The sequence below is a fragment of the Kitasatospora sp. NPDC058063 genome, assembly GCF_042885395.1.
In the GTDB taxonomy this organism is placed as follows: Bacteria; Actinomycetota; Actinomycetes; order Streptomycetales; family Streptomycetaceae; genus Kitasatospora; species Kitasatospora lactacystinica.
The window spans coordinates 234,689-251,329 of record NZ_JBHVSD010000011.1; the positions used below are offsets into that span (position 1 = coordinate 234,689).

Sequence of the window (16,641 nt, forward strand, 5' to 3'; positions counted from 1 at the left end):
AGGCTGGCGCGAGCTGACGCCCATCGACGCCGCCTACGAAGCGGGAGAGAGTCACCGAGTGGCACGCCGCTGTCCTGGACATCATCGGACCGGCCTACCGCAACAGCGACGACCCGCGGGCCCAGTCCAACCACAGGGCGACGAGGCCCGTTGGAGAAAAGCCCGCGGCAGGGGGCTATCTGTGGAATCTTCCGTTAGCGAGGCCGTCGGCGAAGTCGTTGATTTCGGAGGCTGCGAAGATCAAGGAATTTTTGCGCCGGTCACGGAAAGCGGTGATTGCGCGGGGCAGGAAGGCGGTCTCGATGCAGTCGGAGTCGTTGGTGCTCGCCGATTGCCACTGTGCTCCCGCAAGTTGCTGAGCCAGCCAGCCTCGCGGAAGCTCGTTTTTGGTGTCTGCCGTGATGGGGTCAGCGCACAGATGAGTAGCCATGCGGAGCTTGCCGTTGATGATGGTGTGGGCGAAATCCTCGAACTTCTGGTCAGAGAGAACGAGGGGCTCTTGCTGTGGGTTGAGCGAGTCGCGGATCGCTGTGATCGCCTGGGGCAGCCGGGCAACCTCAACGCAGTTGGAGCCGCCGGTGCTTGCGGATTGCCAGTGGGCTGCTGCGAGTTGTTGGGCCAGCCAACCAGCGGTGAGATTTGCCGTGACGGAGTCGGGGTGGTGGGGGGTCATGCGTATTCCTCGGCGAGTTGATCTAGGAAGGCGAGTGACTTCTCGGGCGACAGCGCGTCGTCTGTGAGGTGTTCGCTAACGCGCTGGTACTCGCTGACGACATCGGTCTCGTGGATGTGCAGGGCGGCGCGCCTGCCCTCGATGGTGACGCTCGTGCGGCCGGTCGGAAACGTCATCAACATGAACGGCCCGTCTATCCCGGCGTGCGCCCCGACAGAGAACGGGATCACCAGGATGGTGATCACAGGGCTGCTTCTGGCCAGCGTGGCGAGGTGTTTGATCTGTTGGTGCAGCCCGGCGCGTCCTCCGATCTCTTGCCGGAGTTGGCCTTCGGTGAGCACTGACGTGATCACCAGTGGTGGCTGTCGGGAGAGAACCCGCTTGCGGAGTTCGGAGCGCACGGCGACGAAGCGATCGACGTCGGACTCGTTGTCCCAGGCGCGGCCGGCCTCGATGATCGTGCGCTCGGTAAGCGTTTCCTGGAGTAGTCCGTGTGGTGCTGTCGGTGACCAGAGGAAGGCCGACGAGGCGAGTTCAATGTCGGTGTAGTAGTTCCCGAAAGGGTCATCGGCGTCGCCTGGGAACCGTTCCTTCCAGTCGCTGCTGTTTGCGCTGAGGACCAGCTCGTTCCAGAACGCCTGGGCAGCCGGGTCGGTGATCCCGAGGACGGCCAAGAGGTGCGGGAGCTTCTGGAGGGTGATCTGCTGGTCGCCGGACTCGATCTTGTGGACGGTGCTCGCTGATCTGTAGCCGAGCTGCGTGGCGGCCGCGTCCAGCGACCATCCGAGTTCCTGCCGCCGGTGGCGCACCTCCGCGCCGAGCCGCCGACGTCGGGGGTTGGGTTGGTCGGCCATCAGCACCTCCAGGGTCAGGTTGATCGTAGTGGGTAAGCCCCTCAGCTCTCATGCAGCCTGTCGAGTAGGAAAAATTTTCCAATCACGAAGACTTGCCATCAATCTGACGCAGCGCCATCATCGTGATGCGGTCAGTGTCTGCTCGGCGCAGGCCGCCTTGGCCAGTGGCGCACCTCCACTTCGGCATGCCTTGGTCCTGGCCCCTTCGAGTCAGCGACCCACCTGAAAGCGCTCTGGTCAGCCGCGCGGCAAATCCGGGCAGCGGCCGGTCCACCGCTCACCGCACATTCCCGACGAGGTGCACGGCTGGTCGCCCGAAACCCCCGTCATCTCCTGCGCTGTGCTGAAGCGGCTGACCGGTTCCGGCCTCCGTACGGAACGGCTGACGCGGAGCAGACTCGCCTGCGCCGGACCACTGGAACTGAGGAGGTACTCATGGCCCAGATTGCTGATCCCACGCGTGACGACAGGATCGGCTCGGCAGGCACCATAAGTCGGATCGCGTGGTGCGCCTTCAACGACGTCACTACCCATTCGCTGGAGGAACTGGAAGCATCAATTCCGCGGTTGGACGGCGTGGTCGGCACGGACTCGCCAACCGGGCTCTTGTTGCAAACCTGCCACCGCGTCGAGTGGTACGAGGCCGAGCCCGCGAAAGCGGTCACCGCGCCGTTCTCGATCCGGCTCAGCCGACGGATCGCCGGCCACGAGGCCGCAGCTTCCCGGTTGGCCCGGATCGCCGCTGGCGCGATGTCCCTGATCCTCGGGGAGCAGTTCGTCTTCCAGCAGGTTCACTCGGCCTTCGACCGGCTGCCCGCTGGCCACCCTCTTCGACCGGTGGGGGCAGAGGTACTCCTGCTGGCCAGTCAGGCACGGCGCCGGTTCGGACTCCGGGCCCGGCTCGACTACCGCGACCTTGTCCGAACGCTGCTGGACGCGTCGGCCACCCACTCGCGCAACCTGGTCATCGTCGGCGGCGGCATGCTCGCCCAAGCCGTCGCACATGAACTCGGCGACGACCGCCGAGTCTTCGTCTTGACCCGAAGCCCCAAGAAGCTTCGCCGACTCCTGCGGTCCGGCGCCGCCAAGGCGACCGTTCTGCGGATCACAGAACTACCCGACACCGTACGGGACAGCGGCTTCGACCTGGTGCTCGCGACCTCCGGGCTCACGCCCCAGTATCGCGACCACATCGCGCGCCTCGCGGATTCCGCAGCCCGATCGCTGGTCATCGACCTGTGCGCGACGCCCGTCCTGCACGACCGCTCGAACTACCAGCACCTGCACCACCCGGCCGTGACCGACCTCATCGAGGACGCCAACCGGCCGGCTGTCGAGGCAGCTCGCGCTGCTTCCTTCTGGATCGAGAACCAGTACGGAGGGCACAGTTGACCACGATCGTCGACACGCTGGTGATCGGCGCCGGCCCCGCTGGGCTGATCGCCGCCGATCGCCTCACTGAGAACGGGTCCCGGGTGTTGCTGGTCGATGCCGGCCGCACCCACCTGCGTCGCACCTGCCCGGTGGATCTCCTGCGCTCCTGCAACGGCTGCCAGGGCATCTGCAACGTGATCTCCGGCTTCGGCGGCTCGATCCACTACGGAGACGGGGTCAAGCTCTCGCGGTTCCCCAGCGGCCGGCGGCTGGCCGAACTCCTCGGCGCTGACCGAGCCGAAGAACTCGCCGATCGGGCGCTGCGGAGGCTGTGCGGCGAGGAGGACCTGCCCGCCTTCCACGGAGCCCTCCCCGCCCTCGGACCGTTCACGGTCAAGGACTACCCGGTGGCCTCGCTCAGCGCGGCGCACGTCCGGACGCTGATCGAACGGCTCCACCGTCGGATCACCACCGCTCCTGGCACCGAGTTACGGATGCAGACACAGGTCAGCTGCCTCCAGCCGCTCGGACAAGCGTGGCGGGCCGAAGTCGTCGGCCGGTCCGGCAGCAGCGAGTTTGTGCACGCGAGTTCGGTCGTGGTCGCGGTCGGACGGCGGGGCCAGCGCTGGTGGCAGCAGACCCTCCGCGGCCTCGGAGTTTCGTTCTCCGCACCCGCTCCCTCCGTGGGAGTCCGCTTCGAGGCCCCGACCGCACTGCTGCAGCGCGGGTCCGACATCCACGAGGACTTCAAGACCACCATCGTCACCAACGGCGTGAAAATCAAGACGTTCTGCTTCTGCGCCGGTCCGGGGGGCGGCCGGATCAAGTTCACGGACTACGGCGAGCACACTCTCCTCGACGGCCACGTCATCCCCGAGGCGAAGAGGGGCAGTACGGCGAACTTCGCCCTCCTCGCGCAGCTTCGAGCCTCTGACGGCAGCCCGCGCACCACCGCCTGGGTCGACGAGAACCTCCTCGTCCCGTACCGGGCACTGAGGACCGACCGGCCGGGCAAGCCCGTCCTCCAGTGGTATCCCGACTTCCGCAGCCGTTCCCTCGCCTGCAAGGAACTTGAGCAGTTCGCCAGACTCAGCGGCTTCCACCCCTCGCTGCGCGACTACCAGGTCGCCGACCTCGCGGGCATCCTGCCCCAGGACATCCACACCGCTCTGTGCGATGCCTTCGAAGACCTGATGGCCTACTTCACCGGCGGCGCACTGCCCGGCCGTATCGCCTCCCAGGTCGCGGTGATCGGCCTCGAGCTGGAGAACCTCTGGGACGAGCTGAAGCTCACCGACGGCCTGGAGACCACGGCCCCCGGTCTGTACGCGGCCGGCGACTGCACCGGCCTTGCCCAGGGCATCCTCCAGGCCGCGGTCGGCGGGCTTGCTGCAGCCGAAGCGATCACGGGCCGTCCTGGCCGTTCCACCGGGCTGGCCGCGTGACCGCCCCCCTCGCCGTCACGGAGGCCAGCCGAGCCGCCGTCGAGACCTTCGGCGGCAACCTCCTGTGCTCCTTCGTCGGCGGCTCGTACGCACGCGGCAGCAACAAGCCGACCAGCGACATCGACCAATTCGTCATCACCGTCCGCAGCGACCACGAGCGGGAACGGCTCTTCGCCGAACGCCTGCGCCAGGTCCACCAGGCCGCCGGCCTCGACTTCGACCACTGCGGAGAAATCCTCACCCTCGGAACCCTGAACACCCTGCTGGCCTTCACGGAAGACTGCATCGCAGCCGTGCCGGCGGTTCAGCGGTCCGCCTGTTACCTCGCCGACTGCCCCCTGTCGGTGTTCCGCAAGGGCGACGTGGTTCTCAAGTTCCTCGCCGACCCGAAGATCGCCGTCCACGACCCGGCGGGCCTCCTGCCGGCGCTCGAAGCCCGGGCTGCGGCCTACTTTTCCGCTTGGCCGATGCCCCGGATCCAGGAACACAAAGGCCGGCTGCGACTGCCTCCCGGCAGCCCCCAACAGCGGCTCGCCGACCTGTGGCAGTCCCGTGCCGCCACCGTGGCCTGGACCGACACACCTGTCGGCATCGGCCTGGAACGCTGGTTCGGCACCGAGCTGCCCGCCCGGTTCGAAGCCCTGCACCATGCCGGCCCCGTCACCTCCCCGGCTCTTGACGGCATCGGCTGCCCGCTGCCCGCCGCCGACACCCTCACGGCACCCCTGACCGCTCAGTGCCTCGCCTTCCTCCACTTTGAACCGGAAGGACACCGATGACCGCCGTCTCCCTCGGCATGCCCACCACCCGCCTGCCGATCTACCGGCAGACCCGCGAACGGTTCGTCTTCCTCTACCCCACCACCGCCTGCAGCCTGCGGTGCAAGACCTGCTACGTGGGCAACGACCGCCTCAACGCCGCCAACACCATGAGCGTCGAGCAGGCCGTCAAGATCATGGATTACTTCCGGATCACCGGAGGCCACGACAAGCTCTACCTCCTCGGCGGCGAGCCCACCATGCACCCCGAGCTGCCCACGATCGTCACCGAGGGCCGCAATCGCGGCTACCAGGTCACCATCAGCAGCAACGGCGACTTCGACGACGACCTGTTCGACAAGATCCCCCCGGGCACCCTGAACAGCTTCAACTTCTCCCTGGAGTCCGCCGACCCGCTCATCCACCGCAAGATCCGCGGCAACCCCACCAACTACGACAAGGTCGTTCGCCACATCGCCCAGGCCCGCGAACTCGGCTACCAGGTCCGCGTGATGTGCACCGTCTCGCAGACCAACCGCGAGCGTGCCCTCGACCTCGTCCCCTTCCTCGCCGAACTCGGCGCCCACACCCTCAGCTTCCACAACCTCGGCAAGACCGGCAACGGAGGCCGCTTCCTCCAACCGCTCAGCCCCACCGAGTGGATGGAATTCTGCGCCGAGATCGAAGCCTTCCCGCCCGAGCCGCGCCTGGCGGTCTACTATCCGCCGACCTTCGTGAAGGCGGACGACCAGGAGGCGTGGTTCGACCGCGGATACCCGGGCTGCCCCGCCCGCACCCTCGACCGCCCGCACGTCTACCCGGACGGCACCGTCTTCGCCTGCCCCGTCTTCATGGACGACGGCCGGCACTACGCCACCTTCGACGGCGACCGGCTCGTCCTCAACCCCGACCCGAACAACGAACTCAACGCCTACCTCATCGCCGACCCGGTGTGCACCGGCTGCCCCAACACGGAGACCTGCGGCGGCGGCTGCCCCGCCTACTCCCAGATCCCCGCCTACAAGGATGAGGACTTCTACTCCTGCGACCGCGACACCACCCCGCTGTGCATCCTGTGGACGGTCTCCGCCTGGGGCGCCCGCGAAGCCGACTCGCTGCACGTCCTGCGCTGACCAGGGAGACGAGACCGTGACCGACACCCTCGTACACGCCGCCGGGCATGCCACCGCGGCCAAGGAACCGTTCCTGTTCCTCTACATCACCGAGAAATGCCAACTACGCTGCAAGCACTGCTACATGGGGACCCGACTCGACGCCGAGCGGCGCATGACCCCCGCCATGGTCGAGGACATCCTCTCCAGCCTGCGCGTCGCCTACGGCCAGTACAAGGTCTACCTCCTGGGCGGTGAGCCCACCACCCACCCCCGGTTCGGCGACATCCTCGACATCTGCAAGAAGCAGGGCTACAAGGTGGTCCTGACCTCCAACGGCCTCATCCCCCCGAAGACCTGGCCCCTGCTGCAGGGCTGCCTCGACTCCTTCTCCTTCTCCATGGACGGCGCCCGCCAGGAGACCCACGAGCAGATGCGCGGCGAGAAGACCTGGCGGCCCCTGCTCACCAGCATGAAACGCGCCGTCGCCGACGGCTTCCAGACCCGCGCCATCTTCACCGTCACCACTGCGAACCGGGCTGACGTGTTCGACGCCATCGACCTCGCCGACTCCATCGGCCTGGAGATGCTCTCCTTCCACTACTTCACTCCCACCGGTCTGGGCCTGGACAAGCCCCACCTCCAGATCCCCCCGGACGAGTGGGTGCAGCTGTGCCGCCAGATCCGCGAAGCCTCGGCCGGCCGCCGCGTGCGCGTCTTCTACCCGCCCGCGTTCGCCACCGCCGACCAGCTCCCCGCCCTGCGGGCCGCCGGCTACGGCGGCTGCACCGCCCGAAACCTCGAACGCCTCGCGATCTTCCCCGACGGCAGGGTGTACATCTGCTCGGCGTTCTTCGACACCGAACTCCATTACGGCGAATTCCGCGACGGAGCGATCCACCCCCGCCTCCAGGACGGGATCAGCGAACTCACCCTCGTGAACACCATCTCCGCCAACTGTCGCACCTGTTCGCACAGCTCCACCTGCGGAGGCGGCTGCGCGGCGTACGACCACCTGCAGAAGACCCTGACCAGCAGCGACTGCGACCGCACCACCATCCCGGTCTGCCCGCTGTGGTCCATGCCCGCCGACCCGAAGGGAACCGAGCACCGCCTCGTCGACCTGCGCTGAGCAACCAGACGCCGAACAAGGTCCGCACGCCCACCGGGGCGTGCGGACCTTCGGGCCTGAGAAAGCGTTGGGTAATTGATCAACTCCGTGGCGTGATGCACTGGCGGTGATCGTCGCGGGCGAGGCGTCCGCGACGATCACCGCCATGCGTGTCTGCGCGTGCAAGCCTTCCTGCGACTCGTCGTTGGCGGATGCCCAGTGGCTGGTGATCGAGCCTCTGCTGCCGGAGCGGGATCCGCGTCGGGGAGGGCGGTCGTTGAAGTTCCCGCGCAGGCTGGTCGTGGACACCGTGTTGTACGTGTTGGTCAGCGGGTGTGCGTGGCGGCTGGTGCCGCACGACCTCGCCCCGTGGGACGTGGCCTACCGGTGGTTCCGCGCCTGGACGGCCGACGGCATGTGGAACCGGGTCCACGAGTCACTGCGCGAGCGGGTCCGGGTGGCGGACGGGCGGGATCCGCGCCCTGGGCGCGGGACGGTAGCCCGCCTTCGGCGCGGCCGGCCACCCCCGCCGCTGACACCGTCCCCGATACCCGCCACGTGTGAGGCGAGCGGGTCGGCTGGCGGTCAGGCCGCGAGCGCCAGCACACTGCCCCCTTGGCCGCTGCCCCGGCTCTGCGTGATGGCGGGCTCGATCTTGTGTACGGATCGTCCCCGGCTGTTCCTGGTATGAGGTCAATCGTCGGCCAGCACGGTTCTGACCGTGCGATCCCCGGATCCTCGCATCCGGCAGGGCGGCGGGGGTCGTCATCCTCCGTGGGGTCGACCCGCGGTTCCGTCGTCGTTGGCGCCCGGTCGTGGGTCGTCGTCGTTGAAGGCGACGTCGACTTGCTGTTCGGGGCGGCGTTCCTCTTGGTGGGCGATCGCGCTCAGCACCTGTTCGTCGGCGTCGGTGAGCGGCGGCTGGAGCAGGCTGCGCGGCCACAGGCGGCGGGCGAGGACGACGTTGGTCTCGGCGGCGTACACGGTGATCTCCGCAGCCAGGAAGAGCCAGGAGAGCAGGCCGATCACGGTGGCGAAGAAGCCGTAGACCTGCCCGGCGTGGCGCAGCTCGTGCACGACGAGCAGGGAGCCGAAGGCCTGGAGGACGGTGAACAGCGGGCCCGCGACCGCGCAGCCCGGCCATAGCGCGCGCGTGGGGATCACCCGGGGGGTGAGCACGCGGAAGCAGGCCAGGCACAGGGCGGCGTTCAGGAGCGCGGAGACGATCAGACCGCCGATGCGGGCGGCGGGCCCGCCGAGGGAGGCAGCGACGACCGATGCGGCCCCGGTGCCGACTACCAGGCCGGAGCCGAGCACGAGCAGGAGCAGGAGGCTGCGGACCAGGCGCGGCCAGTAGCCCGGCCGGCGCACGCCGGGGACGTTCCAGATCTCGGCCATGGCGTGCTGGAGCACCTGCGCGATGCCGAGTGCTCCGTAGAGCATGAACAGCATGCCGACGGCCAGGGCGAACCCACTTCCCTGGAGGGAGTGGACGTTCTGGCGGAGTTGGTCGCCGATGATCGGGAAGTCGGCCAGGGCGGAGTTGAGGACGGACTGCTGTGCGCCGGGGCTGCCGTGCAGGACGAATCCGAGGACGGTGCTGAGCAGGAGGAGCAGCGGGATCAGGGAGAGGAAGCCGTAGTAGGTGATGAGCGCGGCGAGTAGTCCGCCGCGGTCGTCGCCGTACTTCTTGATCACGCCGAGGATCATGGCGGTGGGCCGGTGGCGCTGCTGGTAGCCGTCCACCGAGCGCAGTGCGCGTTCGACCGGGTTCATGTCGTCCTCCTCCGCGTGGCGGGCGCGCGGATCGGCCACGGATCGGGCCCGCGTGGATGCGTCTGCCCATTGGGCCGGTCCGTACACCGTGTGGACGTGGACGGCTGGTCAGCCGGCGCCGGGCAGTCGTGCCTCCAGGTGCCCGGAGAGCAATCGGGTCTCGAACACTGGCTGCGGCGAGGTGGCAGGGCCGCTCGCGACCTCGCCGTCACGCAGGCGGAACTCGCTGCCGTGCCACGGGCAGCGCAGGCAGCCGTCGGCCACTGTGCCGTCCGCGAGCGGGCCGGACAGGTGGGCGCAGCGCTCCGCGAGCACGTGGCAGCGCTCGCCCTCGCGGACGACGACCACGGGCAGGTCGCCGGCTATCCTGCGGACGGGTTCGCCCGGTGGGAAGTCGTCGACCGGGCCGAGTCGGCCCCAGTCGGTGGGCGCGAGTCGGGGCGCGGTGGCAGCCCGGTTGGGGCCGGCGGCCTGTCCGTAGGCCAGGTGGCCGCCGAGGACGCCGCCGCCCGAGATGGCGGCAAGCCCCGTTAGGCCGAGCAGTCGGCCGCGGGCGCGTCGACCCAGGCTTGGGCCCGTTGCTCGACGGCGTCGGCCTCCGGATGGATGGCGGCCGGGACGGGGCAGTAGAACGGCAGGGTGTCGAGGGCGGGGGTGCTCACGGTTCCTCGGTGCGCCGTGGCTGGCGGGCGCGCCGCCTCACGCGCTGCAGTGGACGGTGTGGTGGCGATGCGGCGCAGGACGGAGACGACCTCGGTGGGGTGCGATCAGTCGGCGGCGCGCAGCCGGGCGATGGCGGAGTCGATATCAAGGTGGTCGGCTTCCGATCCGGCGGGCACCAGGGTGAACGAGTCTGTGAGGAAGGCGGCCACGGCGTCCTCCGGGGCGCTGAGCACTGCCCGACCGTCTGGGCCCTGCAGGGTGATGAGGACTTCGCCGGCCGATCCGGGGCTGATCTTGACGTCCCCGGTGCCGGTGGGGACGTGGCGCCCCTCGTCCAGCAGGTCCCGGCTGAAGTACCAGCACAACTCGGCGTCGGAGCCGGTACAGCTGCACGGGGTCAGCGGGAACACCAGGCATGCCGCATACGGAAGGGTCGTGTCGAAGCGGAGCTCCACGTCGACCGGGACGTCGGGCAGCGGGCTGTCGGGGAACGTGACGGGCATCGGGCGGACAGCGGACTTCTGCATCGGATCACCCTCCTGCGACGGCTGTGTGCGTCGGCCTCCGGTGGGCCAACGCATGCCAACGCGCCTACCCCAGCGCCCACGCGCCAGTCGGCAGGCCGGATATCTGCACAACTCCCTTGCTTTCGAGGTGTGTTGCATGTCGCTGTCACGTAGGCGGAGCTCGGAAGGCCGGACAGGGCCGCGCGCGCCGAAGCCATCTGCAACGGTGCTTCTCCGCCTGCCGGTAGCGCCAGGAGCACACGGCCGGCGCGGACCACCGGCCCTGTCCGGCAGGTATGCACACCGGGCGGGGCAGGTCCTCCGGCGAACGACTGCTCATCACGGACCTGTGAGAAACGGCGGGCCAGAGCCGCCGCGCGGATCGTCTCCGACGATGTGTGGTGGCATGCTCGGATGATCGCGTCTCGTGTACGGAGGGAGTTTGCTGATGCTCGTGCCGTCCGCTCTGGAGCGGCGCCCGGACGGGTCACGGTGAAGGGCTGGGTGACTGGGGCTGTCGGCGAACCGGGTGAGTGGAAGCGGTTGCTGGTGGTGCTCACCGACGGTCGGCGGCTGGTGACTGGGGAGATCTCCGAGTGGGAGCGGGTGGAGCTCGGGGCGCTGGTCGCCGGGCTGCTTCGGCAGCCGCATCCGGGCGCGCGGTCGATGGTGCGCTGGTTGCATCCGGTGCTGGCCGTCATCGTCGAGCTGGAGGCCGGGCAGGTACGCCGGATCGTGTTGCCTGCGGAAAGCGACTGAGCGATCCGGCGGGGGCAGCGCGCGGTTGTGGTCCGGCGCCGCCGCAGCGCGAAAGCGCCGTTCAGAGTGGGGCCGCGGAGCGTTCGAGGGCTTGGCGCGGGACCGCCGAGGCGATGCCGCGTTCGGCTTTTGGGCCGCTGGCTGGCAGGGCGGTTCACCCGGTTGCGCCGCTTCCGATAGCTCGGAACCTTGTCGGTCCACTATCCGGCTGTTGGGCCCGGCGGCGGGTGGCCGCGAGTCGTCGTAGGTTGCGGGCATGACCAGTGATGAGACAACGATCCCGGCCGTGGGGGTGCGCCTGCTGGACGAGGTGTTCGACGCGATCGAGACCGCCAGTCGGCGCCCCCAGCCCTGGGGCGGGTTCGACCACGGGGTCCTGGGGGCCTACCGGTGGGCCACCGGAGCCCAGATTGCGGCACCGGTCACCGCTGTTGCCGCGCTCGGGGCCACCGGGCCGTGCCGGGCGCAGCTGCTGGCCGAATGCCAGGCCGCCGCGGTCCGTCTTCGCGATGCCCTGGAGGAACGTACGGACGCCGCGTACGCCCTGGGTACCTACCAGGCGCTGGCGTGGCTGTGCGGCCACCACGAGGACCGCCCCTGACCTGCGTCTCTCAGTAACCAGCGCCGGTCCTGGCCGCCGCCGCCTTCACCCCGCTCCATCGCCCCGCCCCATGGCGAGTAACTGCTGCGCGTACGGGTCCGGGCCAGCCGCTACAAGCACCGCCCGTAGGCGGGGAGGATTCGTTGACGAAGAACGACGGCGCACCGGGCCGGGACGAGACGCCCCAGCAGCGGGCCGACCGGCTCTGGAGCGAAATGCTCCAGGAAGTCCGTGTGTGCCAGACCGGCGCACAGATCCTCTTCGGATTCCTCATCGGCGTGGCCTTCACCCCGCGCTTCGCCGCCCTGCCCGACTTCGACAAGAACCTCTACGTCGCCACCGTCGTCCTCGGCGCCGTCGCCACCGGAGCCCTGATCGCGCCCGTGGCCTTCCACCGCCTCCTCACCGGCCACGGCATGAAACCCGAACTGGTCCACGTCGCCAGTCGCCTCATCGCCATCGGACTCACCACCCTGGCCTTGACCATCGCCGCCGCGCTGCTGCTCCTGCTGCGCACCGCCACCGGCAACCCGGCCGCCGCCTGGGGCCTCAGCGCGGCCTGTCTGGTCTGGTTCGCCACCAGCTGGCTCGTCCTGCCCCAGGTCGTGCTGCGCCGCACGGCCGCCGCGCGCCGGGCTGCCGTGTCCGGGCAGGGTGACCTCGGCGGCGGTGGCCGCCCCCCGCGATGACAGCCCCTGCAATCCCGGCCTGCCCGGGCTGCGGGTCCCGTCTCGGCGTCCCGTCCGGCCGACGGCGTCGCGCGGCCTCACCTCCCGCCCGTATCGGCCAGGGCCCGCTGGGCGCCGGCCAGGACGGGTCGCAGCAGCCGGCCAGTCAGGGCTCCCTGGGCGCGCAGCGCGGCGCGGGCGGCGTTCGCGCCGCAGGCGCCGTGCACGCCACCGCCCGGGTGGGCCGAGGCGGAAGCGAGGTAGAGGCGCTGGATGGGGGTCTCGGGCCGCCCCGTGCCGGGTACCGGGCGCAGGAGTGCCTGCTGGTGGAGGGCCGTGGTGCCGCCGTTGATCGCCCCGCCGACCAGGTTCTGGTCCAGGTGTTCCAGTACCGGCGGGGTGAGTACGCGCCGGGCCTGGATCCGGTCGGTGAAGCCGGGGGCGAAGCGTTCGACCTGTGCTTCCAGGCGCCGGGCGATGGCTTCGCTTTCCCTGTCGTCCCAGGACCCGGTGATGCCGTCGGGCCCGAGGTCGTCGGCGATGTGCTGGGGGACGTGGGTGTAGATCCAGGCCGACTCGGTGCCCGCGGGTGAGCGGGACGGGTCGGCGGTGGTCATCTGGCCGAGCAGCCCGAAGGGGCGGGCCGGCAGACGGCCGGTGCTGACCTGGAGTGCGTAGTCGCTCAGTTCCGTCCAGTCGGCGCCGAGGTGGACGGTGCCGGCCCGGTGCGCCTGCTCGGCGGTCCAGGGGATCGGCGCGTCGAGGGCCCAGTCGACTTTGACGGTCGCGAAGTCCCACTGGAAGCGGCGTACGGCGTCGCGGAATCCGGGCGGCAGGTGCCCTTCCTGGACCAGGCGGCCGTACAGGTGCGGGGCGGGCACGTCGGCGAGCACGGCTTGGCGCGCGCGGACGTAGTCCCCCTGGGCGGTGCGGACGCCCAGCGCGCGGCCGGCGCGGACGACGACCTCGCTGACCGGGGTACCGCAGCGGATCGTGCCTCCGCGCGATTCCAGACGCCGCACCAGCGCGCCGCTGAGGGCGCGTGCTCCGCCGACCGGTACCGGCCAGCCGTACTGCTCGCCGAGCATGGCCATGAGCCAGCCGAAGGCGGCGCTGCCCGGCGATTCGGGCAGCAGATCGGCGTGCAGCGCGCAGCCGGCCAGCAGCAGCCCCGGGCCGTCCCGGTCGAACTCCTCCTCGGCCAGTCGCCGTACGGGCAGCGCCGCGAAGCGGGCCAGCCGCAGCAGGCCCGGCGCCCGGAGACGCGAGGCCAGCGCCAGGCCGGCGCGTACCGGCGGGAACGGCGCGAACATCGCCCTCACCAGGTACGGGTCCAGGTCCTGCCAGAGCTGTGACAGCCGTCGCCAGGCGAGTGCGTCCGGCCGGCCGAAGTTCCGCCCGATGTCGTCGCTGTTGGCCTCCGGCCCGCGCTGCAGCAGGGCGCAGCGGCCGTCGGGCAGGGGATGGGCGAGCACGATCGGCGCGTGGCTCCAGGCGAGGCCGTGCTCTTCGAGGCGCAGGGCCGCGATCACCGGCGAGGCGGCCGCCAGCGGGTAGAACGAGCTGAACAGGTCGCTGACGTAGTCGGAGTGGACGCCGCGGTCGCTGCGGACAGCGCCGCCGGCCTGATCCTGGGCCTCCAGCACCTCTACTTTCCAGCCGGCGTCGGCCAGCACGTTCGCGGCGACCAGACCGTTCGGCCCGGCCCCGATCACGACGGCGTCGGCCATGACGGACCTCCCCCCGGCGCGGACGTTTCCAGGTCGGCCGCCCGGGGCGCCTGCTCGACCGTGCGGGCGAGGCGGGCGAGCAGCCGACGGTGGCGCAGATCCAGCACCAGGTCCGCGGGGGCCGTGTGGAGGCTCCCGCCCAGGCCCCGCAGCGGGTGCTCGTCGACGATCACCAGGGTGGCGTCGCCCCACGCGATCAGCTCGATGGCGATCCGGACGGTGCCGAGCCGTCCGGCGAAAGCCTCCAGTTCCAGCCGGTGCCCACTGTCGCACACACGTACGGCGGTGTGGCCTTCGAAGCGGAACGGGCCGGCGCTGACGGTGTAGCGCAGGCTCGACCCGACTGCAGGCCATCGGCCTTCACCCGGGCGGGTTCGCTCCGTGCCGGGCACCCACCGGCCGTACGCGGTCGGATCGCCCAAGACGCTCCACACCGCCTGCGGAGCCCGCTCGATCAGGACGTGTCTCACAGCCATCGGCTTCGCCTCCTCGTGTCCGGTCCCTGACGGACCACCCGTATCTCAAAAAGGCGCATACCCGGCGAATGGCCCTGAACGCGACACTCGCAGCCGCCTGTTCTCGGCCGTGGGGCTGGGCCATCCGTTCCACCGGAACCTCGACCGGTCGCCGCCGGGCCCCCGTCCGGGGCAGCGACTGTGCTGTGCCCGGCATGCCTGCCCGCGGCCTGCGGGCCGGCAGGTGATACTGCGCGGGACACCGGGCGGTTCACCCACGGCGGTTTCATCGCGGCGCGAGCGGTTAGCCGCTCTCCGGGGCTCGTCCGCCCACCAGGAGCCAGCCCGCGCTGTGGAGGAGTTCGGTGATGAAGGTTTCCGACTACGTGCTGGAGCGACTGCGCGACTGGGAGGTGGAGTACGTCTTCGCCTATCCCGGGGACGGCATCAACGGGCTGCTCGCGGCCTGGGGCCGGGCGGAGGACCGGCCGCGGTTCATCCAGGCCAGGCACGAGGAGATGGCCGCTTTCCAGGCCGTCGGGTACGCGAAGTTCTCCGGCCGCACCGGGGTGTGCGTAGCCACCTCCGGGCCGGGTGCGATCCACCTGCTCAACGGCCTCTACGACGCCAAGCTCGACCACGTCCCGGTCGTCGCGATCGTCGGGCAGACGGACCGCAGCGCCATGGGCGGCTCGTACCAGCAGGAGGTCGACCTGCTCAGCCTGTACAAGGACGTGGCCTCGGAGTTCTGCGAGATGGTCACCGTGCCGGCTCAGCTGCCCAACGTGCTGGACCGCGCCATGCGCATCGCGGCGACCCGCCGCACGGTCACCGCGGTGATCATCCCTGCCGACGTCCAGGAACTCGACTACGAGGCGCCGGCGCACGCGTTCAAGCAGGTCCCCTCCAGCCTCGGCGTCCCGCACTACGCCCCGGTACCGGCCGAGGCGGACCTCGCCCGGGCGGCGGAGATCCTCAACGCCGGGGAGAAGGTCGCGATGCTGATCGGGCAGGGCGCCCGCTCGGCCCGGGCCGAGGTCGAGCAGGTCGCCGACCTGCTCGACGCCGGGGTGGCGAAGGCCCTGCTCGGCAAGGACGCGCTGCCCGACACCCTGCCGTACGTCACCGGCTCGATCGGCTTGCTCGGCACCCGCCCGTCCTACGAGATGATGCGCGACTGCGACACCCTCCTCGTGGTCGGCTCCAGCTTCCCCTACACCCAGTTCCTGCCCGAGTTCGACCAGGCACGCGCGGTGCAGATCGACCTGGACCCGTCCATGATCGGGCTGCGCTACCCGTTCGAGGTCAACCTCGTCGGCGACGCCGGCTCGACGCTGCGCCGGCTGCTTCCGCTGCTGGAGCGCAAGTCGGACGGCACATGGCGCAAGACGGTGGAGGACAACACGGCGCGCTGGTGGGAGGTCATGCAGCGCCGAGCCGATGTGTCCGCCGACCCGATCAACCCCGAATACGTCGTCCACACCCTCGACGCGCTGCTGCCCGACAACGCGCTCCTTGCCGCGGATTCGGGGTCCGCGGCGAACTGGTACGCCCGCCACCTGAGGATGCGCGGCGGCATGCGCGGCTCGCTGTCGGGCACGCTGGCGACCATGGGGCCGGGGGTGCCCTACGTGATCGGCGCGAAGTTCGCCCACCCGGACCGGCCCGCGATCGCGATCGTCGGCGACGGCGCCATGCAGATGAACGGCCTCGCGGAGCTGATCACCGCAGCGAAGTACTACCGGGAGTGGGCCGACCCGCGCATGGTCGTCGCGGTGCTGAACAACCACGACCTGAACCAGGTCACCTGGGAGATGCGGGCGATGCAGGGCGCGCCGCAGTTCGAACCCTCGCAGAGCCTTCCGGACGTGCGCTACGCCGACATCGCCCGGACGTTCGGTCTGGGCGGCGTACGGGTGGAGAAGCCGGAGGACGTGGAGCCGGCGTGGCGCCAGGCACTGGCTGCGGACCGGCCGTTCGTCATCGACTTCCGCACCGACCCGGCGGTGCCACCGATCCCGCCGCACGCCACCTGGGACCAGATCAAGGCTGCCGCCCTGTCGGTGCTCAGGGGCGACAGTGACCGGGGATCGGTGGTCCAGCAGGGCGTCAAGGCGAAGGTCCAGGAGTTTCTGCCCGGCAGCGGACGGAGCTGA

17 protein-coding genes and 1 pseudogene are annotated in these 16,641 nt (G+C 70.1%); 10 read left to right on the plus strand and 8 right to left on the minus strand.

Annotation, left to right across the window (positions count from 1 at the left end):
* Nucleotides 1–175: 175 nt before the first annotated feature.
* Together ACFVUY_RS21295 and ACFVUY_RS21300 are read right to left on the minus strand one after the other, a co-directional pair.
* Complete coding sequence (locus tag ACFVUY_RS21295; protein ID WP_387691074.1) at nucleotides 176–673, minus strand: DUF397 domain-containing protein; 498 nt, start codon at nucleotides 671–673, stop codon at nucleotides 176–178.
* Nucleotides 670–1,527 (minus strand): helix-turn-helix domain-containing protein, encoded by an 858-nt coding sequence (locus ACFVUY_RS21300; protein WP_387691076.1) that lies wholly within the window; start codon nucleotides 1,525–1,527, stop codon nucleotides 670–672. Before ACFVUY_RS21300 ends, ACFVUY_RS21295 begins: the two co-directional genes overlap by 4 nt.
* Nucleotides 1,528–1,962: 435 nt before the next feature.
* On the opposite strand from ACFVUY_RS21300, the gene ACFVUY_RS21305 reads away from it, so the two are divergent.
* From ACFVUY_RS21305 to ACFVUY_RS21330, 6 genes and pseudogenes are all read left to right on the plus strand, one after another.
* Entirely contained in the window at nucleotides 1,963–2,919 is a 957-nt protein-coding gene (locus ACFVUY_RS21305; protein ID WP_387732000.1) for a hypothetical protein, read from the plus strand.
* Nucleotides 2,916–4,346, plus strand: a complete 1,431-nt coding sequence (locus ACFVUY_RS21310) for an FAD-dependent oxidoreductase (RefSeq protein ID WP_387691079.1) — start codon at nucleotides 2,916–2,918, stop codon at nucleotides 4,344–4,346. Before ACFVUY_RS21305 ends, ACFVUY_RS21310 begins: the two co-directional genes overlap by 4 nt.
* A complete protein-coding gene (locus ACFVUY_RS21315) occupies nucleotides 4,343–5,125 on the plus strand; it encodes a nucleotidyltransferase domain-containing protein (RefSeq protein ID WP_387732003.1) in 783 nt (260 codons plus the stop codon). Before ACFVUY_RS21310 ends, ACFVUY_RS21315 begins: the two co-directional genes overlap by 4 nt.
* Nucleotides 5,122–6,237 carry a radical SAM protein gene (locus ACFVUY_RS21320; RefSeq protein WP_387732006.1) on the plus strand — a complete coding sequence of 372 codons (1,116 nt, stop codon included), beginning with the start codon at nucleotides 5,122–5,124 and terminating at the stop codon, nucleotides 6,235–6,237. Before ACFVUY_RS21315 ends, ACFVUY_RS21320 begins: the two co-directional genes overlap by 4 nt.
* A 16-nt stretch (nucleotides 6,238–6,253) precedes the next feature.
* On the plus strand, nucleotides 6,254–7,348 hold the full coding sequence (locus tag ACFVUY_RS21325) for a radical SAM protein (RefSeq protein ID WP_387732009.1): 1,095 nt from the start codon (nucleotides 6,254–6,256) through the stop codon (nucleotides 7,346–7,348).
* A 145-nt stretch (nucleotides 7,349–7,493) separates the two neighbouring features.
* Nucleotides 7,494–7,811 (plus strand): annotated as a pseudogene (locus ACFVUY_RS21330) (transposase); the annotation flags it as partial.
* A 281-nt stretch (nucleotides 7,812–8,092) separates the two neighbouring features.
* Here ACFVUY_RS21330 and ACFVUY_RS21335 read toward each other — a convergent pair.
* The 4 genes from ACFVUY_RS21335 to ACFVUY_RS21350 form a co-directional block, all read right to left on the minus strand.
* Entirely contained in the window at nucleotides 8,093–9,103 is a 1,011-nt protein-coding gene (locus ACFVUY_RS21335) for a YihY/virulence factor BrkB family protein (RefSeq protein WP_387691087.1), read from the minus strand.
* 108 nt (nucleotides 9,104–9,211) lie between these two features.
* On the minus strand, nucleotides 9,212–9,670 hold the full coding sequence (locus ACFVUY_RS21340; protein WP_387691235.1) for a Rieske (2Fe-2S) protein: 459 nt from the start codon (nucleotides 9,668–9,670) through the stop codon (nucleotides 9,212–9,214).
* A complete protein-coding gene (locus ACFVUY_RS21345; protein WP_387691089.1) occupies nucleotides 9,634–9,765 on the minus strand; it encodes a hypothetical protein in 132 nt (43 codons plus the stop codon). Before ACFVUY_RS21345 ends, ACFVUY_RS21340 begins: the two co-directional genes overlap by 37 nt.
* 105 nt (nucleotides 9,766–9,870) lie before the next feature.
* Nucleotides 9,871–10,293, minus strand: a complete 423-nt coding sequence (locus ACFVUY_RS21350) for an SsgA family sporulation/cell division regulator (protein WP_387691091.1) — start codon at nucleotides 10,291–10,293, stop codon at nucleotides 9,871–9,873.
* Between the two features lie 528 nt (nucleotides 10,294–10,821).
* Between ACFVUY_RS21350 and ACFVUY_RS21355 the strand changes: the two genes are divergently transcribed.
* From ACFVUY_RS21355 to ACFVUY_RS21365, 3 genes are all read left to right on the plus strand, one after another.
* Complete coding sequence (locus tag ACFVUY_RS21355) at nucleotides 10,822–11,031, plus strand: hypothetical protein (RefSeq protein WP_387732012.1); 210 nt, start codon at nucleotides 10,822–10,824, stop codon at nucleotides 11,029–11,031.
* Between the two features lie 256 nt (nucleotides 11,032–11,287).
* The gene (locus ACFVUY_RS21360; protein WP_387691095.1) at nucleotides 11,288–11,632 is read left to right on the plus strand and encodes a hypothetical protein; all 345 of its coding nucleotides are present in this window, start codon (nucleotides 11,288–11,290) and stop codon (nucleotides 11,630–11,632) included.
* 143 nt (nucleotides 11,633–11,775) lie between these two features.
* The gene (locus ACFVUY_RS21365) at nucleotides 11,776–12,321 is read left to right on the plus strand and encodes a DUF6328 family protein (RefSeq protein WP_387691097.1); all 546 of its coding nucleotides are present in this window, start codon (nucleotides 11,776–11,778) and stop codon (nucleotides 12,319–12,321) included.
* A gap of 77 nt (nucleotides 12,322–12,398) precedes the next feature.
* On the opposite strand, the gene ACFVUY_RS21370 is transcribed toward ACFVUY_RS21365, so the two are convergent.
* Nucleotides 12,399–14,030: a phytoene desaturase family protein gene (locus tag ACFVUY_RS21370; RefSeq protein ID WP_387732015.1), complete on the minus strand. Its 1,632-nt coding sequence runs from the start codon at nucleotides 14,028–14,030 to the stop codon at nucleotides 12,399–12,401.
* Entirely contained in the window at nucleotides 14,012–14,506 is a 495-nt protein-coding gene (locus tag ACFVUY_RS21375; RefSeq protein WP_387691101.1) for an SRPBCC family protein, read from the minus strand. Before ACFVUY_RS21375 ends, ACFVUY_RS21370 begins: the two co-directional genes overlap by 19 nt.
* 347 nt (nucleotides 14,507–14,853) lie before the next feature.
* Here ACFVUY_RS21375 and ACFVUY_RS21380 point away from each other — a divergent pair, with 347 nt between their 5' ends.
* Nucleotides 14,854–16,641, plus strand: coding sequence for a thiamine pyrophosphate-requiring protein (locus tag ACFVUY_RS21380; protein ID WP_387691103.1), 1,788 nt, complete (start codon nucleotides 14,854–14,856; stop codon nucleotides 16,639–16,641).

Coding starts and splice junctions, on each gene's coding strand:
- ACFVUY_RS21375 (WP_387691101.1), bottom strand. CDS start 14,506: ATGGCTGTGAGACACGTCCTGATCGAGCGGGCTCCGCAGGCGGTGTGG.
- ACFVUY_RS21335 (WP_387691087.1), bottom strand. CDS start 9,103: ATGAACCCGGTCGAACGCGCACTGCGCTCGGTGGACGGCTACCAGCAG.
- ACFVUY_RS21360 (WP_387691095.1), top strand. CDS start 11,288: ATGACCAGTGATGAGACAACGATCCCGGCCGTGGGGGTGCGCCTGCTG.
- ACFVUY_RS21305 (WP_387732000.1), top strand. CDS start 1,963: ATGGCCCAGATTGCTGATCCCACGCGTGACGACAGGATCGGCTCGGCA.
- ACFVUY_RS21320 (WP_387732006.1), top strand. CDS start 5,122: ATGACCGCCGTCTCCCTCGGCATGCCCACCACCCGCCTGCCGATCTAC.
- ACFVUY_RS21300 (WP_387691076.1), bottom strand. CDS start 1,527: ATGGCCGACCAACCCAACCCCCGACGTCGGCGGCTCGGCGCGGAGGTG.
- ACFVUY_RS21295 (WP_387691074.1), bottom strand. CDS start 673: ATGACCCCCCACCACCCCGACTCCGTCACGGCAAATCTCACCGCTGGT.
- ACFVUY_RS21350 (WP_387691091.1), bottom strand. CDS start 10,293: ATGCAGAAGTCCGCTGTCCGCCCGATGCCCGTCACGTTCCCCGACAGC.
- ACFVUY_RS21370 (WP_387732015.1), bottom strand. CDS start 14,030: ATGGCCGACGCCGTCGTGATCGGGGCCGGGCCGAACGGTCTGGTCGCC.
- ACFVUY_RS21380 (WP_387691103.1), top strand. CDS start 14,854: ATGAAGGTTTCCGACTACGTGCTGGAGCGACTGCGCGACTGGGAGGTG.